Source organism: Mycolicibacter algericus DSM 45454 (genome assembly GCF_002086455.1).
GTDB lineage: Bacteria > Actinomycetota > Actinomycetes > Mycobacteriales > Mycobacteriaceae > Mycobacterium > Mycobacterium algericum.
On sequence record NZ_MVHC01000032.1, the window covers coordinates 19,360 to 41,291 of the forward strand.

The 21,932-nt window shown below is 70.7% G+C and carries 17 protein-coding genes and 1 pseudogene; 7 read left to right on the forward strand and 11 right to left on the reverse strand.

The window, feature by feature from the left end; all coding sequences use genetic code 11:
- Positions 1-117: 117 nt before the first annotated feature.
- The 5 genes from BST10_RS19350 to BST10_RS19370 form a co-directional block, all read right to left on the reverse strand.
- Positions 118-1,575, reverse strand: coding sequence for a dihydrolipoyl dehydrogenase family protein (locus BST10_RS19350; protein WP_083040030.1), 1,458 nt, complete (start codon positions 1,573-1,575; stop codon positions 118-120).
- A gap of 161 nt (positions 1,576-1,736) precedes the next feature.
- The gene (gene pheT / locus BST10_RS19355) at positions 1,737-4,217 is read right to left on the reverse strand and encodes a phenylalanine--tRNA ligase subunit beta (protein WP_083040031.1); all 2,481 of its coding nucleotides are present in this window, start codon (positions 4,215-4,217) and stop codon (positions 1,737-1,739) included.
- Positions 4,217-5,269 (reverse strand): phenylalanine--tRNA ligase subunit alpha, encoded by a 1,053-nt coding sequence (gene pheS, locus BST10_RS19360; RefSeq protein WP_083040032.1) that lies wholly within the window; start codon positions 5,267-5,269, stop codon positions 4,217-4,219. Before pheS ends, pheT begins: the two co-directional genes overlap by 1 nt.
- Before the next feature lie 111 nt (positions 5,270-5,380).
- The gene (locus BST10_RS24225; protein ID WP_163762319.1) at positions 5,381-9,505 is read right to left on the reverse strand and encodes a PE family protein; all 4,125 of its coding nucleotides are present in this window, start codon (positions 9,503-9,505) and stop codon (positions 5,381-5,383) included.
- 142 nt (positions 9,506-9,647) lie between these two features.
- Positions 9,648-10,553 carry an adenylate/guanylate cyclase domain-containing protein gene (locus BST10_RS19370; RefSeq protein WP_013828761.1) on the reverse strand — a complete coding sequence of 302 codons (906 nt, stop codon included), beginning with the start codon at positions 10,551-10,553 and terminating at the stop codon, positions 9,648-9,650.
- Between the two features lie 157 nt (positions 10,554-10,710).
- Here BST10_RS19370 and BST10_RS19375 point away from each other — a divergent pair, with 157 nt between their 5' ends.
- Positions 10,711-11,817, forward strand: coding sequence for an oxygenase MpaB family protein (locus BST10_RS19375; RefSeq protein ID WP_235673588.1), 1,107 nt, complete (start codon positions 10,711-10,713; stop codon positions 11,815-11,817).
- Here the strand turns inward: BST10_RS19375 and BST10_RS19380 are convergent.
- The 4 genes from BST10_RS19380 to infC are packed head-to-tail and all read right to left on the reverse strand — an operon-like array spanning position 11,814 to position 13,905.
- The gene (locus tag BST10_RS19380) at positions 11,814-12,602 is read right to left on the reverse strand and encodes a TrmH family RNA methyltransferase (protein WP_013828759.1); all 789 of its coding nucleotides are present in this window, start codon (positions 12,600-12,602) and stop codon (positions 11,814-11,816) included. The two genes, BST10_RS19375 and BST10_RS19380, sit on opposite strands and share 4 nt — an antisense overlap.
- A gap of 20 nt (positions 12,603-12,622) precedes the next feature.
- Complete coding sequence (gene rplT / locus BST10_RS19385; protein WP_013828758.1) at positions 12,623-13,012, reverse strand: 50S ribosomal protein L20; 390 nt, start codon at positions 13,010-13,012, stop codon at positions 12,623-12,625.
- Between the two features lie 55 nt (positions 13,013-13,067).
- Entirely contained in the window at positions 13,068-13,262 is a 195-nt protein-coding gene (gene rpmI / locus BST10_RS19390) for a 50S ribosomal protein L35 (RefSeq protein ID WP_013828757.1), read from the reverse strand.
- Positions 13,263-13,287: 25 nt separating this feature from the next.
- A complete protein-coding gene (infC, locus tag BST10_RS19395) occupies positions 13,288-13,905 on the reverse strand; it encodes a translation initiation factor IF-3 (protein WP_193466264.1) in 618 nt (205 codons plus the stop codon).
- A gap of 363 nt (positions 13,906-14,268) precedes the next feature.
- Between infC and BST10_RS19400 the strand changes: the two genes are divergently transcribed.
- The 3 genes from BST10_RS19400 to BST10_RS19410 are packed head-to-tail and all read left to right on the forward strand — an operon-like array spanning position 14,269 to position 16,111.
- Positions 14,269-14,700, forward strand: a complete 432-nt coding sequence (locus BST10_RS19400) for a DUF6653 family protein (RefSeq protein WP_275987402.1) — start codon at positions 14,269-14,271, stop codon at positions 14,698-14,700.
- The gene (locus BST10_RS19405) at positions 14,693-14,932 is read left to right on the forward strand and encodes a hypothetical protein (RefSeq protein WP_083040034.1); all 240 of its coding nucleotides are present in this window, start codon (positions 14,693-14,695) and stop codon (positions 14,930-14,932) included. Before BST10_RS19400 ends, BST10_RS19405 begins: the two co-directional genes overlap by 8 nt.
- A gap of 3 nt (positions 14,933-14,935) precedes the next feature.
- Positions 14,936-16,111, forward strand: coding sequence for a winged helix DNA-binding domain-containing protein (locus BST10_RS19410; protein WP_083040035.1), 1,176 nt, complete (start codon positions 14,936-14,938; stop codon positions 16,109-16,111).
- On the opposite strand, the gene uvrA is transcribed toward BST10_RS19410, so the two are convergent.
- The gene (gene uvrA, locus BST10_RS19415) at positions 16,108-19,014 is read right to left on the reverse strand and encodes an excinuclease ABC subunit UvrA (protein ID WP_083040036.1); all 2,907 of its coding nucleotides are present in this window, start codon (positions 19,012-19,014) and stop codon (positions 16,108-16,110) included. The two genes, BST10_RS19410 and uvrA, sit on opposite strands and share 4 nt — an antisense overlap.
- A 57-nt stretch (positions 19,015-19,071) precedes the next feature.
- Between uvrA and BST10_RS19420 the strand changes: the two genes are divergently transcribed.
- Positions 19,072-19,758, forward strand: coding sequence for an MBL fold metallo-hydrolase (locus BST10_RS19420; protein WP_083040037.1), 687 nt, complete (start codon positions 19,072-19,074; stop codon positions 19,756-19,758).
- A gap of 291 nt (positions 19,759-20,049) precedes the next feature.
- Here the strand turns inward: BST10_RS19420 and BST10_RS19425 are convergent, their stop codons facing one another.
- Positions 20,050-20,496, reverse strand: a complete 447-nt coding sequence (locus BST10_RS19425; protein WP_013828748.1) for a universal stress protein — start codon at positions 20,494-20,496, stop codon at positions 20,050-20,052.
- A 235-nt stretch (positions 20,497-20,731) separates the two neighbouring features.
- On the opposite strand from BST10_RS19425, the gene BST10_RS19430 reads away from it, so the two are divergent.
- Both BST10_RS19430 and BST10_RS19435 read left to right on the forward strand, forming a co-directional pair.
- Positions 20,732-21,667 carry a glycosyltransferase family 39 protein gene (locus tag BST10_RS19430; RefSeq protein WP_235673587.1) on the forward strand — a complete coding sequence of 312 codons (936 nt, stop codon included), beginning with the start codon at positions 20,732-20,734 and terminating at the stop codon, positions 21,665-21,667.
- A 105-nt stretch (positions 21,668-21,772) separates the two neighbouring features.
- Positions 21,773-21,932: pseudogene (locus tag BST10_RS19435) on the forward strand (IS256 family transposase); the annotation flags it as partial.

Here is a 21,932-nt window from a genome sequence, read left to right on the forward strand (position 1 = left end):
AATGCGCAAACCCATTACGTTTATTTCCGGCCAGCGTGCGGGTCCCCGGCCGACACGCCGTGGCCAGAACCGTTTTTGCGCACGCCCGCCGACGGTATCTGAGGCTCAGACCGACACTCAGCTCGGCGCTTGGACCGATGCGGAATCGCGGTAGGCCTCCAGCAGCCGCAGCCAGACCTCGCTGATCGTCGGAAAACACGGCACGGCGTGCCAGAGCCGACTCACCGGCACCCGCCCGGCGACGGCGATGGTGGCCGAGTGCAGCAGGTCGGCGACACCGGGGCCGACGAACGTGGCACCGAGCAGGTACTCATGCTCGGCGTCGACCACCATGCGGGCGCGCCCACGGTAGCCGTCGGCGTGCAGTTTGGCCCCGGTCACCGCCTCGCCGATCTCCACATCCACCACCTGCACCCGCTGCCCGGCCTGTTGCGCCTGCTCGGCGGTGAGCCCCACGGCGGCAGCCTCCGGGTCGGTGAAGAACACCTGCGGCACCGCGTGGTGGTCAGCGGTGGCGGCATGGGCGCCCCAGTCCGCGGTGTCCAGCGGGGCGCCGGTGGCTCGCGCGCCGATGGCGTCGCCTGTAATGCGTGCCTGGTATTTGCCCTCGTGGGTCAGCAGCGCCCGGTGATTGACGTCGCCGCACGCGTACAGCCACCCGTCGTCGACGGCCTGCACCCGGCAGGTGTCATCGACCTGCAGCCAGTCCCCGGGATTCAGGCCGACGGTGTCCAGGCCGATGTCGCCGGTAGCCGGGCTGCGGCCCGTCGCGAACAGCACCTCGTCGACTTCGAGTTCGCCGCCGTCGGTCAACTCCAAACGCACCGGCCCATCACCGTCGCGCCCGAGCCGGGCCACCGAAACACCCGTGCGCACATCGACTCCCGCCTCGGCCAACCCGCGCGCGACGTACTCGCCGACGAACGGCTCCATCCGCGCCAATAACCCCGATCCGCGCACCAGCATCGTCACGGCCGAGCCCAAACACTGCCAGGCGGTGGCCATTTCGACGCCCACACCGCCGGCGCCGACGACCGCGATCCGGCCGGGAACCGACATGGCTTCGGTGGCTTCGCGATTGGTCCACGGCCGGGCCTCGGCGATACCGGGCAGTTCCGGGAGTGCCGCGCGGGTTCCGGTGCAGATCACCACCGCATGGCGGGCGGCCAGCTCCACGGTGTCGCCGCCGGGCGTGGTGACCACCGCCCGCCGCGGCCCGTCGAGACGTCCGTGCCCGCGCACCAGCGTCGCGCCGATGCCGTTGATCCAGTCCACCTGGCCGGTGTCGTCCCAGTCGCCCACGAAGTCGTTGCGGCGGCCGAACACTCCGGCGGCGTCGATCGGGGAGCTGACGGCTTCGCGCGCGCCGGCCACGCGGCGGGCGTCGGCCAGCGCGAGCACCGGCCGCAGCAGCGCCTTGCTGGGCACGCAGGCCCAATAGGAGCATTCGCCGCCGGCGAGTTCGCGCTCCACGATCGCCACCGTCAGCCCGGCGGCCCGGGCGCGGTCGGCGACGTTCTCACCGACCGGTCCGGCTCCGAGTACGACGACGTCAAAGGTTTCGGGTTCGTTCATAGCGTTGAACTCCCATCGAGGTTCCCGCTCGGTGACGCGTGGCGCTTCTCAGCATGCCGGAGTACCCGGGGCTCGCGATAGGCCGCGAGAGTGCATAGTTGTACGCCTGACCGCGGCGTGTCGTGTGCAAACACGCCCGCTCGCGCAAAATGAGCAAGGGCCTAGCGCAGGGTGGCGCCGACGCGCTCGGCGGCGCAGGCCACCGCGGCGTCGCGGGCGGCGCTGGCCTCGTCCTCGGTCAGGGTGCGATCGGCCGCGCGGAAGCGCAGCGCGAACGCCAGTGACTTGCGGCCGTCGGCGACCTGCGGACCGGTGTAGACGTCGAACAGGGCGATGTCTTCCAGCAGCGCGCCGGCGCCGGCGCGCACCGCATCGGCCACCGATTGGGCGGTCACCTTCTCATCGACCACCAGCGCGACGTCCTGGAACACCGCCGGGAACGGCGACACCCGCGGCGCGGGCAGCGACGACGCGATGGGCATGGCGTCCAGGTTCAACTCGACCGCGCAGCTGCCCTTGGGCAGCCCGGAGCGTTCGACGACGGCCGGGTGCAGCTGCCCGGCGTAGCCGATCACGGTTTCGCCGACCAGCACCTCGGCGCAGCGGCCCGGATGCCACGGCAGCTGTGCCGCCGAGCGCAACGTGAGCTCCACACCGCCGGCGCGGGCGATCACCCGGGCCGCCTCGATGGCGTCGGCGGCCTCGACGGGCCGGCCCGGCCCCCACGGCCCGCGGGGCTCGGCCAAGCCGGTCAGCGCCACCGCGATGTGCTGCGGCTGGCGGGGCAGAGCCGCGTCGATGCCGGCGATCTGCGCGTCGGTGGGCCGTTGTGCGGGCGTGACAGCCGGGAATTCGGCTGACCCGACCGACTGCACCACCTGGGCGATGGTGAACAGCGCGACATCGTTGATGCCGCGGGACACGTTGCGCCCCAACGCTTCCAATAAGCCGGGCAGCAGTGTGCTGGCCAGCTGCGGCCGGTCGGCCTCCAGCGGGTTGAGCACGGCGACGGTGGCGCGGCGCGGGTCGTCGTCGGCCAGGCCCCAGGCGTCGAACACCCCGGCGGGCAAAAACGGGCTGGTGAGCACCTCGACGTAGCTGGCCAGCGCCAGCGACTTGCCGATCGCGCGCCGGCGCCGCTGGGTGTCGGTCAGGCCTCGCCCGGCCGGCGCCGCGGGCAGCACCGACGGGATGGACTCCAGGCCTTCGAGCCGCAGCACCTCCTCGACCAGGTCGGCGGGCTGGCGCAGGTCCGGCCGCCAGCTCGGCGGGGTGACGGTCAGTGTCACGCCGTGAGCCGCCACGGCGCAGCCGACCTGGGTCAGCCGCCGGGCGGTGGTGCCCTCGGGGTAGCTCACCCCGGCGGTGCGGTCCGGCAGGTCGGCGGCGATCTCGATGGGTGCCGGGTTCCAGTTCTCGACGGGCGGGTCCCCGCGCCAGTCGGTCAGTGTGGGTTCGACGGCTCCCCCGGCGATCTCGGCGAGCAGCGTCGCACACCGGTCCAGCACGGCCACCGAGATGGCCGGGTCCACGGCGCGCTCGTAGCGGCGGGCGGCCTCGCTGGGCAGGTGCAGCCGCCGCGCGGTCCGCGACACCGCTGCGGGATCCCAGATCGCGGCCTCCAACAGCACGTCGGTCGAGTCGTCGCGCATCTCGGTGCTGCCCGAGCCCATCACGCCGCCGATCGCGGCGGTCGCGACGTCGTCGACGATCAGCACATCGGCCGGGTCCAGCTTGCGTTCGATGTCATCGAGGGTGGTGACGGTCTCGCCGGGCGCCGCGAAGCGCACGCCGAATCCGCCGGTGATGCGAGACCGGTCGTGGGCGTGCATCGGGTGGCCGAGTTCGACCATCACGTAGTTGGTGGCGTCGACGGCCGGCGAGATCGCCCGGATACCGCAGAGCAGCAGTCGGCGCTGCAGCCACCACGGCGACACCGCCGCCGGGTCGATGCCGGTGACGCCGCGTAGCGCGAAGCGGCGCACGCCGGTGTCGGGTTGCACGGTCAGCGGCCAGGCCTCGCCGTCGGCGGGCAGCGGCGGTACCGCGGCCGGATCGGCGAAGTTCAGGTCCAGCGCGCACGCCAGATCCCGTGCCAGGCCCCGCACCGACATGCAGTAGCCGCGGTCGGGGGTGATGGCCAGCTCGTAGACCACGTCGTCGAGGCCGAGGACCTCGGCGGCGTCGGCACCGGGATCGGCGGTGCCGGACGGTAGTACCAGGATGCCCGAATGGTCGGTGCTCAGCCGGATTTCGGACGCCGAGCAGATCATCCCATCGCTGGTGCGGCCGTAGGTCTTACGGGTGGCGATCGCGAAGTCACCGGGCAGCACCGCACCGGGCAACGCCACCACCACCAGGTCACCGACCACGAAATTGGTGGCGCCACAGACGATCTCGCGGGGCTGTTCTTCGCCGACGTCGACGCGGCAAGCCCGGATCGGCTTCTTGAACTCGGTGAGTTCCTCGATCTCGACGACCCTGCCGACCTTGAACGGCCCGGTGACCGGGCCCAGGGTGTGCACGTCCTCGACCTCGTGGCCGACGCGCAGCAGCGCCTGCTCCATGTCGTGTGCGGAGATGTCCAAGTCGGGCGCGCCTGCGGTCAGGGCCTCACGCAGCCAGCTGTAGGGAATGCGCATCAGGCACCCACTCCGAACGGCAGCGAGAACCGGACATCGCCCTCGACCATGTCGCGCATGTCGGGAATGCCGTTGCGGAACTGCAGGGTTCGCTCCAGACCCATGCCGAATGCGAAGCCGGAGTACTCGTCGGGGTCGATACCCACGCCGCGCAGCACGTTGGGGTGCACCATGCCGCAGCCGCCCCATTCCACCCAGCCGGGGCCGCCCTTTTTGCCCTCGAACCAGATGTCGACCTCGGCGGAGGGCTCGGTGAAGGGGAAGAAGTGCGGCCGGAACCGGGTGCGCGTCGCCGGCCCGAACTCCGATTGCGCGAACGCGTCCAGGGTGCCGCGCAGGTGTGCCATGGTCAGCCCGCGGTCCACCGCCAGCCCCTCGACCTGGTGGAACACCGGGGTGTGGGTGGCGTCGAGTTCGTCGGTGCGGAAGGTGCGGCCGATCGAGACGACGTAGACGGGCAGGTCGCGGGCCAGCAGGGCGCGGATCTGCACCGGGGAGGTGTGGGTGCGCAGCAGCTGGCGTGAGCCGGCCGGGGCGATGTGAAAGGTGTCCTGGTCGCTGCGCGCCGGGTGGTCGACGGGGAAGTTCAGCGCGTCGAAATTGAAGTGCTCGGCTTCGACCTCGGGGCCTTCGACCACCTCCCAGCCCATCGCGACGAAGGTGTCGGCGACGTGTTCGGCCAGTTGGGTGATGGGGTGGCGGGCCCCGACGGGACGACGTGCCGAGGGCAGCGTGACGTCGATGCTCTCGGCGGCCAGCACGGCGGCGTCGCGTTCGGCGCGCAGTTGCTCGAGCCGCTCGTCGTAGGCCTGTTGGGCTTGGGTGCGGGCGGCGTTGACGCGCTTGCCGGCGTCGGCCCGGTCGGCCTTGTCTAGTTTGGCCAGCGCCTGGCGGGCCAGTGCCAGCGGCGCCTTGTCGCCGAGGTGCTCGGTTTTGGCGTGGGCCAGCGCATCCAGGTCGGCGGCGGCGGTGAAGCCGTGCTGCGCTGCTTGCAGGGCCGCGTTCAGGGTCGCGTCGGCGACGACGGTCGAGTCAACGGGTTGATCGCCCACGCGACGCGATTCTCCTTGCTGGGTGTGATTTTGGCTGAGACGCCAGCGTCGATCTTATCGACCACACGGCGAGAGCCCCGCACGCGGTGTGCGGGGCTCTCGACCGGTGGATCAGCTGTCGTCCTCGTCGGCGGGCTTGGGTGTGGCTCCCTCCGAACCGGCGGTGCCTTCGCCACCGGCGGTTCCAGTCGGCGCAGTCGGCTGGTCGGGGGCGTCGGCCTTCTCCGAGCCGGAGCTGCCGCCGGTACCGCCGGTGCCACCGATGCCACCCTTGGTGCTGCCGACGCCGCTGCCGCCGGCACCGCCATCGCCGCCGTCGCCGCCGTGGCCCTCGGTGTCCGCATCGGTGCTGCTGCCACCGTTACCGCCCGCGCCGCCGGCGCCGACGGTGACCGGCTGGCCATTGGTGGGAGCGGTGCCGCCGCCGGTCAGGGACCCGCCGGCACCGCCGTCGCCACCCTTACCGCCGTTGCCCTCGGTGCTGTTGCCGCCGGCGCCGCCGGCGCCGCCGTTGTGGGCACGCCAGGTCGCATTGCCGCTGTCACCGCCCTTGCCGCCGTCGCCGCCGTCGCCGGTGGTGCCGGTGCCGCCGGCCCCGCCCGCGCCGCCGGCGCCGGCGGAGCTGAACACGTTGCCGCCGGTCAGGCCCTTCGCGCCGTCACCACCGGTGCCGCCGTTGCCACCGGTCTCGCCGTTGCCGCCGGCCCCGCCGGCGCCGCCGCTGCCGCCGAAGTTGAGGATCTGACCCTTGCCGGCCAGATTGCCGTTGGCGTCGTTCCAGCCGGTGCCCCCGGCACCGGTGCCGCCGTTGCCACCCTTGCCACCTTCGCCGTCATCGCTGGCACCGCCGGCACCGCCGGCGCCACCGCTGCCGCCGGTGATGGTCCCTTCACCGCCGTTCCCGCCGTTCCCGCCGTTACCGCCGTTGCCGGATTCGATGGCCGAGGCATCGGTGTCACCGCCCTCGTTCTCGCCGCCGGTGCCGCCGTCGCCGTCGCCGCCGTCACCGCTGCCATCGCCGTCGCCGTCATCGGCCGGGACGGTGGCGGCGCCACCGGCGCCACCCTTACCACCGGCGCCACCCCAGATGACCCGGGTACCGGCGTCGCTGGCGGCGGCACCACCGTCGCCACCGGTGCCGCCGTTGCCGCCGTTACCGGTGATGGCGCTGCCACCCGCGCCGCCGTTGCCGCCGGCGCCGGAGACGCCCAGGATGGTGCCGGAGCCGAACTTGCCGCTGAACCCGTCGATGCCCCAGGTGCCGTCGGACCGCCATCCGCTCGCGGCGGCGCCGTTGCCGCCGTTGCCACCGTCACCGCCGTTGCCGTTCTCAGCGGTGGCGGCGCCGCCCTTGCCGCCGGCTCCGCCGGTGCCGCCGTATTGGCTGCCCACCGCTGCGTTACCGCCGTGGCCGCCGTTGCCGCCGTTGCCGTGCTCGGTGCCGCCGGCGCCGCCGTTACCGCCGGCACCGCCGTTTCCGCCGGTGGTCGCCCTGCTGACGTCGGTGTCCTTGTCATACCAGGCATTGCCGCCGTTGCCGCCGTTGCCGCCGTCGCCGTAGACCCCGCCCGTGCCGCCGTCACCGCCGGCACCGCCGTTCCAGTGCGTCTCATCGCCGTCCGCGCCGGCCCCACCGTGGCCACCCCGCCCGCCAACGGTCGCGTCGGAGCCGTTGTCGCCATCGCCTCCGGCCGTGCCGGCGGTCCCGGCGCCGTCACCGGCGGCGCCACCGGCACCGCCGTTGCCCGCCGAGCCGGCGTCGCCGGCGTTACCGCCCGTGCCGCCGGAGCCATAGCCGTACTGGCCCTTCTCGTTCCAGTCGCCTTGAGCGCCGTCGCCGCCGTCGCCGGCGGCACCGGCGTTGCCGCCCTTACCGCCGCTGCCGCCGTCGCCATTGGCGCCGGACTCGGATGCACCGCCGGCACCGCCGGCGCCGCCGTTGCCGCCGTTGTAGCCGTCGCCGCCGTCGCCGCCATTACCGGTGCCGTTTTCGAAGTCGCCGGCTGCGCCCTCCACGCCGTGGCCGCCGTTGCCGCCATCACCGCCGTCGCCGCCCTTGCCACCGTTCCCGGTGCCGTCGCCCGCGCCGCCGGCACCGCCGTCGCCACCGTGGCCGCCGTCGCTCGTCTTGTGGCCGTTGCCGTCGGCGCCCTTGCCGCCGTTGCCGCCGTCGCCGCCCTTGCCGTTGCTGCCTTCGAATGCGTCGCCGCCGTTGCCGCCGCGGCCGCCGTCGCCGCCGTAGGCACCGTTGCCGCCGTCGCCACCGTTGCCGCCGTCGTGGTGGTCCGCGGTTCCGGCAGCACCGTTACCACCGTTACCGCCCTTGCTGGCCTCGGTGGGATCTATGGCGCCGTCCGCGCCGTCTGCACCCTTGGCATCGGGGTTTTCGCCCTCGCCGCCCCACTCGCCACCAGCGCCGCCGTTGCCGGCGTGCTCGCCGTTGGCACCGGCCTGCCCGCCGTCGCCGCCGTTTCCGTTCCCGGTGCCGTCCCAGGTGCCGTTGGCGCCGTTACCACCGTCGCCGCCCGCGCCGACCGCACCGCCGGCGCCGCCAGCGCCACCGTCACCGTAGGCCCCGTCGGTGCCGGTGTCGGTCTGCGCCTTGCCGCCTACGCCGCCCTTGCCGCCCTGACCACCGTCGAAGCCGTTGCCACCTTGGCCACCATTGCCACCGTTGGCCCCTGCATCCTCAGCGTCATCGCCGGCCTTGCCCTTGAGCCCGTCGTGCCCGGCTCCGCCGACACCGCCGGTGCCGCCGTTGCCGCCATTGCCCGCCTCGGTACCACCGTCACCGCCGGCACCACCGGTACCACCGGTGCCCCCAACCGTGAGCTGATTGTCGTCCTCGTCAACGAGCGGGTTTCCATGCTCGTCGACGGCGGTAGCGCTGACACCACCGGCACCGCCGGTACCGCCCGTACCACCGTTGCCGATCTTGCCGCCGTCACCGCCGGCGCCGCCGTCACCGCCCTTGCCGGCGTCATGCCAGGTAGTGGCGCCCGGACCGACCTCTTCACCGGCACCGCCCGCACCGCCGGTGCCGCCCTGGCCACCGTTGCCGGCGTCGCCGCCGCTGCCGCCGTTGCCACCGACACCGCCGTTGCCGGCCGCGTGGTCGGCGGTGGCGTCCACGCCGGCACCGCCGGTGCCGCCCTTGCCGCCATCACCGTTGACCGTGCTGGCCTCGCCGGCCGCACCCTTGGTGCCAAACATGCCGCCGTTGCCGCCCGTGCCGCCGGAACCGCCCGAGCCGCCTTCACCGCCGTCGCCGCCGGCGCCACCGTCGAGGTTCTCGGCGTCGCCATCGGCGCCGGTACCGCCCTGGCCGCCGGCCCCACCGGCGCCACCGGCGCCGCCCGCGCCACCCGTGCCGAACATTGATTTGGTCGCATTACCGCCGGCGCCACCGGTGCCGCCCGCATGGCCGGCACCACCGACACCGCCGGCACCACCGTCAGCCCACACACCGGCAGCGCCATCCGCACCGGCCGTGCCCGCACCACCGGCGCCCCCGACACCGCCGATCCCGAACAGCCAGCCCATCGCGTCGCCGCCGCTGCCGCCGTTGGCGCCCATGCCGCCGGCGCCACCGGCACCGCCGATGCCCATGATGGTGCCGCCGGCACCACCGGTACCGCCGACCTGGTCGTCCCAGCCGGCGCCGCCGGCACCGCCATTGCCGAACAGCCCGGCGGCACCGCCGTCACCAGGATCGTTGTCTTCCCCGCCGGCGTAGCCGGCACCGCCGGAGCCGAACCACAGTCCGCCATCACCGCCGTCGGGGGTCTCCGCGGTGCCGGCAGCGCCGTCCCCGAGGTAGAACTGGCCGTCGGGAGCCCAGCCGTTGATCATGTCGACGAGCCAGGAGTTGGCCGGGTTCTCGATAAAGGCGTCGATCGACGAATACAGCGGCTGGTAGAAGAACGTGTTGAACAGCGACGTCATGTCGAATGCGCTGGTGTCGACCGCGATGCCCGGGTCCGCCGACGAGGTGAACCAGGAGCTGATGTCCCAGGTGCTGGTGTCCCAGTCGTTGGTGTCCCAACCCCACGCCGAGTCCGACACCGGCGCGAACAGGTCGGTCAGCCAGTCGAAGTCGAGGTCGGCGTGCGCCGTGGGGGCCGCGGCCAGCGGAGCCATACCGAACGCCAGGAACGCCGCCACCGTGCTGCCGGCACCGACCACCCGATGACGAACCCGGCGGTCGTTCCCGCGGCGCTGCTCCCGACCTGACATGATTTCCCCGCTTCTGCGCTGAAGGCGACCTGTGTAGAACTGCACAATTAGATGACTTGTTCACGCAGACTATTCCAAGGAACGGGGTTCCTCCACTCGTGTGCGGGAATTCGACCGGCTCACAAGTAAGTTAACGCCACGCTCAGTCGGAAGCGGGGGGCTCGCGGCGAACCGCCTTGAGCCGATACATCATCAGATCGGCCGGGACACCGCTGGTCTTGGCCGACAGCACCTGTCGGCGGGCCCGCTTGGCCGTCACTCCCAACTCCTCGAGGTCCCCGGGCTCGATGCGCTCCAGCGTCGCCCCGGACACCACGATGCCGCCCTTGACGGCCCGCTCCATCACCCGCGCGGCGATGTTGACGTCCACGCCCAGCCAATCATCGGCCAGCCGCTGCGGCCGCCCGGTGTGGATACCGGCCCGCATCCGCGGCGTGAAGCCGTTGACCTCGACCGTCGCGATCGCATCCTGGGCTTCCAGCACCGCGCCGACCGCGATCAGCGGCTCGCGGAACACCGCCATGATCCCGTCGCCCATCCGTTTGACGATGCGGCCGCCGGCGTCCAGCAGCGGCGGTTCGACCGCCTGCGACACCCGCCGCAGCAGGGTGAGGGTGGCGTCGTCGCCGGACCGCAGCGACCACGTCGAGAAGCCGACCAGGTCGGTGAAGACCAGCGTCGCCTCGGCATTGGTGGGGGCGCGGGAAATCCGCTCGGTCAACGCCTGCCATATCTGCAAGGCCCCCAGACTGACCTCGCGCGACGCCGCGGAGCGGTCACCCATCAGCCGACCGGCCGCCCGGGCCGCGGCCTGCGGTCCCCCGTCGCCCGCGGTCGAGAGCGGATCGCCGAACTCGGGGTCGCCGGGTAGCGCCCGGCGCACCCGCCGGACCAAGTCGACCACCCGCACGTCGTTGGTCGTGCGGTTCAACCAGGCCGCGGCGTCGTCGAGGGAGAACGAACGGCGGCGGCTCGACGGGGCATGCTCCGGTATCTCCACCACCTCCTCGAGCTCGTCAGCCTGCCGACCGACCGGCTCGAGGTCCATGCGCCTCAGCGTAGGTGGCGGTTGCGGCCACCGGCAACGGCAGAGACACGTGGCACACGCCACGGTCGGCGATCCCGTCGCGACTCGCCCCCGATAATGTAGACAACATGTGTTGTCACAATTATGGTTGTGTCAGGTTCGCCAGACAGGAGACGTGATGACCGTTACGCCGACCACGTCCGCCGAGCGGGCAGCTGAGCCCGCGGAGCAGAGTGCCCCCGTACCGACCCCGCCCAAACCCGCGGCGGCCGTGGAGCCATTGAACGCCGAATCGCTGACCTGGAAGTACTTCGGGGATATCCGCACCGGCGTGATGGGCATGTGGATCGGCACCATCGAGAACATGTACCCCGGCCTGGGCGCCGGCGTGGAAGAGCACTCCAGCCTGTGGCGTGAACCGCTGCAGCGGGTGACGCGGTCGGTGTACCCGATCATGGGCGTGGTCTACGACGGCATGCGCTCCCAGGCCACCGGTGCGGCGATCCGCGACTACCACCGCGACATCAAGGGCACCGATGCGCAGGGCCGGCGCTATCACGCGCTGGATCCTGAGACTTTCTATTGGGCGCATGCGACGTTCTTCATGTTGATCATCAAGCTGGCCGAGTACTTCTGCGGCGGGCTGACCGAGGCCGAGAAGCACCAACTCTTCGACGAACACGTGCAGTGGTACCGGATGTACGGCATGAGCATGCGCCCGGTGCCGAAGTCCTGGGACGAGTTCTGTGAGTACTGGGACCGGGTCTGCGAGGAAGAGCTGGAGATGACGCCGGCCGCGCAGGGCATCCTGGACATGCGCATCCCCAAGCCGTGGTTCGTGATGATGCCCACCGGCGTGTGGGATCAGCTGTTCAAGCCGGCACTGGCCGCCCAGCGCTGGGTGGCCGCCGGGCTGTTCGAACCGGTGGTTCGGGAGAAGGCCGGGCTGCGCTGGTCAGAAGGCGACGAGGTGCTGTTCCGGCTGTTGGGCAAGGCCGCCCACCTGGCGTTCAGCGTGGTCCCCGAGGAGATCCGGCTGCATCCGCGTGCGCTGGCCGGCTACAAGCGCGAACAGGGCAAGCTCCCCGCCGACGCACCGCTCATCGAAGCGCCCTGGTTCAGCGGACCGCCCAAGGACCGGCGCGCCAGCGGGATGCACTACGTGCCGCGGGTCAGCCGGGGCATGAAGCTGGTCGAGCGGGCCGGGGCGTTCGTGCACAGCACCTTCTCACTGGCCGCCGGCGGCGGCCTGGCGCCGCGCCCGCCACGCCGTAAGGCCGCCTAGGACCGGGCGCCGCGCTGCGCCCGCGCGCTCTGATACAGGCAGATCGCTGCTGCGGCAGCCACATTCAGGCTCTCCGCGCCGCCGGACATCGGGATGTGCACCCGATGGTCCGCGGCGGCCGCGACGGCAGCCGGCAAGCCGTGGGATTCCGGGCCGAACAGCCACGCGGTAGGCGCGGTCAGCACCGGATCGGCGTCGTCGAGACTCAGGTCGCCGTCCAGCGCCGTGGCCAGCAGCTGCAGCCCCGATTCGCGCAGCGCCGCAAGGACCGCATCGGTGTCGGCGGCCACCACGACCGGGACGTTGAAGACGCTGCCCGCCGAGGCGCGCAGGCACTTGCCGTTGTAGGGGTCGACGCTGTTGCCGGTCAACACCACCAGGGAAGCCCCGGTGGCGTCGGCGATACGGATCAGGGTGCCGGCGTTACCCGGCTCGCCGATGCCCACCGCGACCGCCACCAGGTGCGGCGCGTCGGCTAGCAACCCGCCCAGGTCCGGTTCCGGAACCGTGCATACGGCGACCAATCCGGCCGGGGTGACGGTGTCCGACAAGGCTTTAGCCGCCCGGTCGCTGACCTGGTGCACCGGCGCCCGGACCGACGCCAGCAGCTCGCCGTGCCGTTGCGCCGCCGATTCGGTGGCGAAGACCTCGACGGCCAGCCCGCGACGGATCGCAGCCTCGACCAGATTGGGACCCTCCGCCAGGAAGCGCTGTTCACGCTTCCTGGCGACGTGCCGGTGCAGCTTGACCGCCGCGACCACGCGGGCCGAGCGTTCGGTCAGCATCCCAGAAAGACCCAGCAGGGTCAGGCGGCCTCGCCGGAGGGCGCGTTGACATCCTCGGGCAGCGCGGCCTTGGCGACCTCGACCAGCGCGGTGAACGCTGCCGCGTCGCTGACGGCGATCTCGGCGAGGTTCTTACGGTCCACCTCGACACCGGCCGCCTTGAGACCCTGGATCAGGCGGTTGTAGGTGACGCCGTTGGCGCGGGCCGCCGCGTTGATCCGGGTGATCCACAGCTTGCGGAAGTCGCCCTTGCGGGCGCGACGGTCACGGTAGGCGTAGGTCAGCGAGTGCAGCTGCTGCTCTTTGGCCTTGCGGTAAAGCCGCGACCGCTGGCCACGGTAGCCTTTCGAGGCCTTCAGGATGGTGCGACGCTTCTTCTGGGCGTTGACTGCCCGCTTCACGCGTGCCATGGGGTGTTCCTACTCTCGTTGGGACGTAAGGGATTTGCGTAGCGCGGAGCGGCTGTCAGCCGTTCAGCATCTTGTTGACGCGCTTGGCGTCGGCAGCAGCCACCTCGGTGCGCCCGGCCAGCCGGCGAGTGCGGGTGCTCGGCTTGTGCTCGAGCAGGTGGCGACGGTTGGCCTTCTGCCGCACGATCTTGCCGGTGCCGGTGCGACGGAACCGCTTCGAAGCGCCACTGTGGGTTTTCGCCTTGGGCATGTTTCCTCAGTTCTGGTATTCGGTGTCAGTTTTCGGGTTTGGGCTCGGCCGCCTCGGCCGCGTTGTCCGGCGCCGAGGCGGGGGGCTTTGCGCCCGCACCGGCATCTTCTGCGGCCTTGGCCCGGGTCTTCGCGCCGCGGTGCGGTGCCAGCACCATCGTCATGTTGCGTCCGTCCTGCTTGGCGGAGGTCTCGACGAACCCGTACTCGGCGACATCGGCGCCCAGTCGCTGCAGCAGCCGGTAGCCCAGTTCGGGCCGGGACTGCTCACGTCCGCGGAACATGATCGTCACCTTGACCTTCGCCCCGGCTTCGAGGAAGCGGACCACGTGGCCCTTCTTCGTCTCGTAGTCGTGGGGGTCGATCTTGGGGCGCAGCTTCTGTTCCTTGACGACGGTCTGCTGCTGGTTCTTGCGAGACTCGCGCTCCTTCTGGGCCGCCTCGTACTTGTACTTGCCGTAGTCCATGATCTTGCAGACCGGCGGTTTCGCGGTCGGGGCTACTTCGACAAGGTCGAGATCGGCATCCGCGGCGACGCGAAGCGCATCCTCGATGCGCACGATGCCTACCTGCTCCCCTCCCGGGCCGATCAAACGGACCTCAGGTACGCGAATGCGCTCGTTGACGCGGATCTCAGTGCTGATGGGACCTCCCTGGGTAGTCTTCCGGTCGCGGCCGCCGCAGTGCTCGTCCGGACGCAGCGGCGCTGAAACCACCCACCAGCAAAAAAGCCCTGCACGAAGCAGGGCCCGATGCCGACCGGTCGCGGCCCGATTACCATCGGGGCGCCTGCGCGCGCTGCGCAGAGCAGGCGGTTCGCACCGCCTGCGACCGGACCACTAGACCTACGGATCGCTCCGCGGCTAGAGGTGGGAGGGAACTCCACTTGCAGTCCTGGCGTACGCCGGGACGGTCGCGGCACACAGTCTAGCAGCAGTTCGGCATTCCTCCAGCCCGGACATTTCGTCCCCGGCGGCGCCCAGCTTGACTGCCTATCCTCGCGGGTTATGACTCTCGCCGGTATCCGCCGCGCTGTGTTCGCCCGGCACGCCAACCCGTGGAGCGCCTGGAGTCGCTGGGCGACGACGCCGTTGATCCTGGTGCCGGTGTGGCGGCGCTCCTGGCGGGATGCCGCGTGGGTGTCGGTGTGGTTCGCACTGAACCCGGTGCTCTTCGGCGAGCCCACCGATCATGCGGCCTGGTCGACGCGCGCGATGCTCGGTGAGGAGCAGTGGGTCACCGACCGGCCCCGAGACGCCGCCCTGCTGGTGAACCTCGCCGGTAGCGCCGCGACCGCATGGGCGCTGCTGAGCGCCCGCCGGCGGCGACTGCTGCCGACGGTGGCGGCCACCGCAGCGGCGATGACGCTGACCATGGGCTACTGGGCGCTGATGGTCCGCTACTTCGATCGCCGGCGGTACCGTGGCGAACATGAGTGACGATCCGGGCGACCCGCAGCCCGACACCGGTTACGACGACACCGGCGTGCCGACCTTCGAATCGGTGCGCGAGAAGATCGAGAACCGGTTCGAGACCTCGATCGGTGCGCAGGAACTGGACGCGGAAACCCCGGAGGGCCGCACCGTCGAGAAGCAGTACCAGGACCGGCAGCGCGCCGCCGCCGACCGGTTGGAGCAGATCCGCGCCTCGATGCGCGATGACGAACACTGACAGGTGCGGGCCTTCACCATCGCCGAACGGCGAAACCGCTTGGCACGCCGGCATTTCCTGGCCCCGGAGACCGCGACCGAGCCGATCACGCAGATAGCGGCCACGCTCATCGGCCTGCACGCCACCGATCCGGCCACCCCGTACCTGTCGCTGTGGGCGCGATCATCGCCGTTCAGCGTCGCCGACCTGGACAGTGCGTTGTATGAGAAGCGGTCGCTGATCAAGCAGCTGGCGATGCGCCGCACGCTGTGGGTGGTCGACCCCGCCGAGCTGCCTGCTGTGCAGGCCGCCGCCGGCGACCGGGTGGCCGACACCGAACGCCGCCGACTCATCGCCGACGTGGCCAAAGCCGGTGTCGCCGACGACGGAGCACGCTGGCTGGCCCGGGCCGGCGCGGCGGTGCTGCGACATCTCGAAGAGCACGGCCCGGCCAGCAGCACCGAACTGCGTGCCGCACTACCCGAACTGGCCGGAACCTACGACCCCGCACCCGGCAAGGCCTACGGCGGCCAGACCCACCTCGCCCCGCGCGCCTTGACCGTGCTCGGCGCCCAGGGCGACATCGTGCGCGGACCCAACGACGCCAGCTGGACCTCGTCGCGGCCCCGGTGGGCGGCCGCCGCCGACTGGCTCGGCGAACCGGGCGAACCGATCTCCGCCGAGGAGGCGCAGGCGCGCCTGGTCGCCACTTGGCTGCGGGCCTTCGGCCCGGCCACCGCCGACGACATCAAGTGGTGGTTCGGCACCACCAAGACGGCGGTCCGAAAAGCGTTGAGCGGCATCGGCGCCGTCGACGTCGACCTGCACGGCACCCCCGGGTACGCGCTGCCCGACGACCTGGAGCCCGAGCCCGAACCCGAGCCGTGGGGTGCGCTGCTGCCCGGACTCGACGTCACCACGATGGGCTGGTATCACCGCGACTGGTACCTCGGCGAGCACCGCGGCCAGCTCTTCGACAACTACGGCAACGCCGGACCCACGGTGTGGTGGAACGGCCGGATCGTGGGCGGCTGGTGTCAGAACGCCGCCGCCCAGGTGCAACTGCAGCTGCTGGAGGACCCGGGTCGGCCGGCGCGTCAGGTGTTGGAACGGCGGGCGAAGCAGCTCACCGCCTGGCTGGACGGCACGCGGATAGCGCCGCGGTTCCCGTCGCCGCTGGTCAAGGAAGCGCGCCGCTAAGCGCTGGCTTTGCGCCGCCGCTTCACCGGCTTGGCGGGTTTGACCGGTATGTCCAGGATCTCGGCGAGGAACTTACCGGTGTAGCTTTCCGGCACGGCCACCACGTCCTCGGGTGTGCCGGTGGCCACCACCGTTCCCCCACCGGCCCCGCCTTCGGGGCCCATGTCGATGATCCAGTCCGCGGTCTTGATCACGTCCAGGTTGTGCTCGATGACGATCACCGTGTTGCCCTTGTCGACCAGCCCGTTGATGACGCCCAGCAGTTTGGCGATGTCCTCGAAGTGCAGGCCGGTGGTGGGCTCGTCAAGGATGTAGACGGTGCGGCCGGTGGAGCGCTTCTGCAGCTCCGAGGCCAGCTTCACCCGCTGCGCCTCCCCGCCGGACAGCGTCGGCGCGGGCTGCCCCAGCCGCACATAGCCCAGGCCGACGTCGACCAGGGTGCGCAGGTAGCGGTGGATGGCGGTGATCGGCTCGAAGAACTCCGCCGCCTCCTCGATGGACATGTCGAGCACCTGAGCGATGGTCTTGCCCTTGTAGTGCACCTCCAGGGTCTCCCGGTTGTAGCGGGCGCCGTGGCAGACCTCGCAGGGCACATAGACATCCGGCAGGAAGTTCATCTCGATCTTGATGGTGCCGTCGCCGGTGCACGCCTCACACCGGCCGCCCTTGACGTTGAACGAGAACCGGCCCGGCTGATAGCCGCGCACCTTGGCCTCGGTGGTGGCGGCGAACAGGGTGCGGATCTTGTCGAACACCCCGGTGTAGGTGGCCGGGTTGGACCGCGGGGTGCGCCCGATCGGTGACTGGTCGACCCGCACCAGCTTGTCCAGGTGGTCCAGGCCGGTGATGCGGGTGTGCCGGCCGGGCACCAGCCGGGCGCCGTTGAGCTTGTTGGCCAGCACCGACGCCAGGATGTCGTTGACCAGCGTCGACTTTCCCGAACCGGACACTCCGGTGACGGCGGTCAGCACCCCGAGCGGGAACGCCACGTCGACGCCGCGCAGGTTGTGTTCGCGGGCGCCGACCACGACCAGCTGGCGTTTGGCATCCACCATCCGGCGAAGCTGGGGCACCGCAATGCTTTTCGCGCCGGACAGGTAGGCGCCCGTGATCGAGTCGGTGTTGGCCACCAACTCGGCGTAAGGCCCGCTGTGCACGATCCGCCCGCCGTGCTCCCCGGCCGCCGGACCGATGTCGACGATCCAGTCGGCGTGCGCGATGGTGTCCAGGTCGTGCTCGACGACGATCAAGGTGTTGCCCAGGTCGCGCAGCCGCACCAGGGTTTCGATCAGCCGGCGGTTGTCACGCTGATGCAGCCCGATCGACGGCTCATCGAGCACGTAGAGCACCCCGACCAGACCCGAGCCGATCTGGGTGGCCAGCCGGATACGTTGCGCCTCACCACCGGACAGTGTTCCGGCCGCCCGCGACAGCGTCAGATACTCCAGCCCGACGTCGAGCAGAAAGCTCAGCCGCGACTGGATCTCCTTGAGCACCTGGCCGGCGATGGCCTGCTCCCGCGGGCCCAGCGTCAGCGCGTTGAGGAAGGCGGAGCATTCCGCGATCGACAGATCACTGACCTGCGCAATGGATTTGCTGCCGTAGTCGCCGGCGGTCATGGTCACCGCCAAGATCTCCGGCTTGAGGCGGGTGCCGGCGCACTCCGGGCAGGGCACGTCGCGCATGAAGCCGGCGTAGCGTTCCTTCATCTGTTCGGACTCGGTCTGCTCCATCTTGCGCTGCAGGAACGCCATCACACCTTCGAAATCGGTGTAGTAGGAGCGGGTCCGGCCGTAGCGGTTGCGGTAACGCACATGGACCTGCTCGTCGGAGCCCTCCAGGATCGCCTTGCGGGCCTTGACCGGCAGCTTGCGCCACGGGGTGTCGACGTCGAAACCCATGGCGTCACCGAGACTGGCCATCATCCTGGTGAAGTACTCGCTGGTGGGGCCCATCGACCACGGCGCCACCGCCCCCTCGGCCAGGGTGCGGTCCGGGTCGGGCACCACCAAGTCGGCGTCGACCTCCTTGCGGATGCCCAGCCCGGCGCATTCGGGGCACGCCCCGTAAGGCGAGTTGAACGAGAACGACCGCGGCTCCAGGTCGTCGACCGCCAGCGGGTGACCGTTGGGGCAGGCCAGCTTCTCGGAGAATCGCTGCTCGCGGTGGGGGTGGTCGTCATCGCGGTCGACGAACTCGAGCACCACGATGCCGTCGGCCAACCCCAGCGCCGTCTCGATCGAATCGGTGAGCCGCTGCTTGGCCGTCTCCTTGACCGTCAACCGGTCCACCACGACGTCGACGTCGTGTTTCTCCTGCTTCTTGAGCTTGGGCGGGTCGGTGAGCGGGTGCACCACGCCGTCGACCCGGACCCGGCTGTAGCCCTGGGTGTTGAGCTTCTCGAACAGGTCGGCGAACTCCCCCTTGCGGGTGCGCACCACCGGCGCCAACACCTGAAAGCGCAGCCCCTCATCCATGGCCAGCACCTGATCGACGATCTGCTGCGGGGTCTGGCGGGCGATGCGCTCACCGCAGACCGGGCAGTGCGGGGTGCCGGCGCGGGCGTACAGCAGCCGCAGGTAGTCGTAGACCTCGGTGATGGTGCCGACCGTCGACCGCGGGTTGCGGTTGGTGGACTTCTGGTCGATGGACACCGCCGGCGACAGGCCCTCGATGAAGTCGACATCCGGTTTGTCCATCTGACCCAGGAACTGGCGGGCATACGCCGACAGCGACTCGACGTAACGGCGCTGGCCTTCGGCGAAAATCGTGTCGAAGGCCAGCGAGGACTTGCCGGAGCCGGACAGCCCGGTGAAGACGATCAACGCGTCCCGCGGCAGGTCCAGGTCGACACTGCGCAGGTTGTGTTCACGCGCACCCTTGACGATCAGCCGGTCAGCCACCCGTCCATGCTAGGTGGCGCTACCGACACGCAGCTCACGGCCAGTACGGTGGCGGATATGACCCCGAAGACCTCGGTTGACGACACCTACACCGGCCATGTCGAGCCCGGCACCGCCGCCCGCCGCACCCTGCCCGGGGCCACGATCATCAAGACCTCGGTGGGTCCCATGGATAACAACGCCTACCTGGTGACGTGCACCAACACCGGCAAGACGCTGTTGATCGACGCGGCCAACGACGCCGAGACGCTGCGGGCACTGGTGCGCGACCACGCGCCGGAGGTAGCGCTGATCGTCACCAGTCACCAGCACTTCGATCATTGGCAGGCACTGGCCGAGCTCGTCGCCGCGACCGGGGCGCCGACGGCGGCGCACGCGCTGGACGCCGAGCCGCTTCCGGTGACCCCCGACCGGCTGCTGGCCGATGGCGACACCGTGAAGGTGGGTGACCTGACCTTCGACGTGATCCACCTGCAGGGCCACACCGAGGGCTCGGTGGCACTGGCCCTGGACGGCGCGGCCACCGGAGGAATCACCCAGCTGTTCACCGGCGACTGCCTGTTCCCGGGCGGCGTCGGCAAGACCTGGCAGCCCGGCGATTTCGAGCGGCTGCTCGGCGACGTGAGCGCCAAGGTGTTCGACCGGTTCGGCGACGACACCGTCGTCTACCCCGGACACGGCGACGACACCACCCTCGGGACCGAGCGACCGCATCTGGCGGAGTGGCGCGAACGGGGTTGGTGACGGCGCTACCGGCGTGCGCAACGTGCGGCACCGAACCGCGGGAGGGCGCGCGGTTCTGCGACGGCTGCGGTTCGCTGATCGCGCCGGCCGGCGACCGCGCCCGCCGAGGAGAACCTGGCGATCCGGGATATCTGGCTGTTACGACTGCGGGCCCTGCTGGCCAGGGCACGCGACGACACCGCGCAGCACGCCGACTTCCGCGACCGCTACCGCGACATGGCCGAAACGCTTGGCTTCCAAGGGCATCTGGCCTGGGCCGAAGCGATGCCCTGACGACAGATGCCGGCCCGGTCAGCCGGTGGTGTGCACGATCAGCACGTCGACCTTGGCGCGCCGCGACACGTTGGCCGGCACCGACCCGAGCAGCCGCCCGGCAATCGTGCTCAGCCCCACGTTGCCGACCACCAGCAGGTCGGCGTTGACCGACTCGGCCAACTCCACCAGCGCGTCCACCGGGGCGCCGACGATCGCGCGCTCCTCCACCTCGTAGGCCCCGGCGGCAATGGCCCGCTCCTTGGCTTCCTTGAGGATGGCGTAGATCGGGGCACTGCCGGAGGCCTTGTAGCTCTCGTCTTTCAGAGCGTCGACGGCCCGCGGGTCGTCGGCGTGCGGCAGGTAGGCGGTGGCGATGACGACCTTCGCACCCTCACCCGACGCCAGGTGACCAGCACGGTCGACGGCACGCAACGAAGAATCCGAGCCGTCCGTGCCGACCACCACCGTCTTGTAGCCGCTCATCCGTAACCCTCCCGGTGAAAAGTTGCAATGCTCGCTAGTAAGCCATGGCGACATTAACGCGTCGGAGGCCCCGATGGGGGCGATTGGCGTCACATGTCGCCTGCGGCGCTGCACACACATCGCCGTTGACCGGCACGAAAACCGCATCTCACCGCCGTCGTGACGTGGCTGACACGGCGCGCCGGGCGGTAGCGTGGACTGTCATAACCGTCACCGCTCGCGATAGCAGACGCCGTTGAGCCTGGTACTGGACCGGGCACCGGTGAGCACCGCGGCGGGTTCGCCCCACCGGCGGCGTCGGCCCCCGGACGCGGTCCTGATCGCAGTGGTGGCGACGCTGATCAGCGGCATCGGCGCGAGCCGACCGTCACTGTGGTTCGACGAGTCGGCCACGATCTCGGCGTCGACGCATCGATCGCTGCCGGAACTGTGGCAGTTGCTGACCCACATCGACGCGGTGCACGGCCTGTACTACCTGTTCATGCACGGCTGGTTCGCCGTCTTCCCCGCGACGGAATTCTGGGCGCGGGCGCCGAGCTGTCTGGCGGTCGGCGCCGGCGCCGCCGGGGTGGTGGTGTTGTGCCGCCGGTTCGCCGGCCGGCGCGTGTCGGTCTGCGCCGGCGTGCTGTATGCGGTGCTGCCACGGGTGACGTGGGCGGGAGTGGAAGCGCGCCCCTATGCGTTCGCGGCGGCGTCCGCGGTCTGGCTGACGGTGCTGTGGGTGAGCGCGGCGCGCCGGAACACCCGGGCGCTGTGGCTGGGGTACGGCGCGGCGGTGGTGGCCTCAACGCTGCTGAACACCTTCACCGTGCTCATGGTGGCGGTGCATGCGGTAGGACTGCGGGCGTGCGGGTGCGACCGCTCGGTGCAGCGGCGCTTTGCGGGCGCCGCCGGAATCGCGCTGACCGTGCTGGCCCCGTTCCTGTGGTTCAGCCGGCAGCAGATCTGGCAGGTCGCCTGGCTCCGGCCGGTGAACGCGCACACCGTGATCGAGATCGCGCAGCAGCAGTTCTTCGACAACAGCGTGCCGTTCGCGATCTCGGCCTGGTTGCTGATCGCCTCCGCTGTGGTGGCCGTGCGGGCCGGGATCCGCCCGGCACCCGCCGGCGAGCTACGGCAGCTGGTGTTGCTCTGCATCGCCTGGCTGGGGCGTGTCATTCCATCTGTGTAAGTCCGAGGTGGTCCATCATCGGACCGCCGTTGGGGCGGACAGAAGGAGTGTTTTGTGACCAAGTCCACGAAGGCGCCGGCTCAGGACAAGACGGCGGCCCGACGGTTGGCGGAGGCGTTCAGCGCCGACACACTGGATTCGCTGATCGCCGATGCAGTGAAATCGGGGACCCCGATCGACGGCGCGGACGGTTTGCTCAACGAGCTGACCAAGGCCGTGCTCGAGCGTGCCCTGAATTCGGAGTTGACCCATCACCTGGGTTACG

Bases quoted from the DNA above. Each gene is read 5' to 3' on its own strand.
- BST10_RS19370 (WP_013828761.1), bottom strand. From the start codon at position 10,553: ATGGACCTCGAGCCGGTCGGTCGGCAGGCTGACGAGCTCGAGGAGGTG.
- BST10_RS24225 (WP_163762319.1), bottom strand. From the start codon at position 9,505: ATGTCAGGTCGGGAGCAGCGCCGCGGGAACGACCGCCGGGTTCGTCAT.
- pheT (WP_083040031.1), bottom strand. From the start codon at position 4,217: ATGCGCATTCCCTACAGCTGGCTGCGTGAGGCCCTGACCGCAGGCGCG.
- BST10_RS19425 (WP_013828748.1), bottom strand. From the start codon at position 20,496: ATGAGCGGCTACAAGACGGTGGTGGTCGGCACGGACGGCTCGGATTCT.
- rpmI (WP_013828757.1), bottom strand. From the start codon at position 13,262: ATGCCCAAGGCGAAAACCCACAGTGGCGCTTCGAAGCGGTTCCGTCGC.
- BST10_RS19350 (WP_083040030.1), bottom strand. From the start codon at position 1,575: ATGAACGAACCCGAAACCTTTGACGTCGTCGTACTCGGAGCCGGACCG.
- BST10_RS19380 (WP_013828759.1), bottom strand. From the start codon at position 12,602: ATGCTGACCGAACGCTCGGCCCGCGTGGTCGCGGCGGTCAAGCTGCAC.
- BST10_RS19375 (WP_235673588.1), top strand. From the start codon at position 10,711: ATGACCGTTACGCCGACCACGTCCGCCGAGCGGGCAGCTGAGCCCGCG.
- BST10_RS19420 (WP_083040037.1), top strand. From the start codon at position 19,072: ATGACCCCGAAGACCTCGGTTGACGACACCTACACCGGCCATGTCGAG.
- rplT (WP_013828758.1), bottom strand. From the start codon at position 13,012: ATGGCACGCGTGAAGCGGGCAGTCAACGCCCAGAAGAAGCGTCGCACC.
- BST10_RS19400 (WP_275987402.1), top strand. From the start codon at position 14,269: ATGACTCTCGCCGGTATCCGCCGCGCTGTGTTCGCCCGGCACGCCAAC.
- BST10_RS19405 (WP_083040034.1), top strand. From the start codon at position 14,693: ATGAGTGACGATCCGGGCGACCCGCAGCCCGACACCGGTTACGACGAC.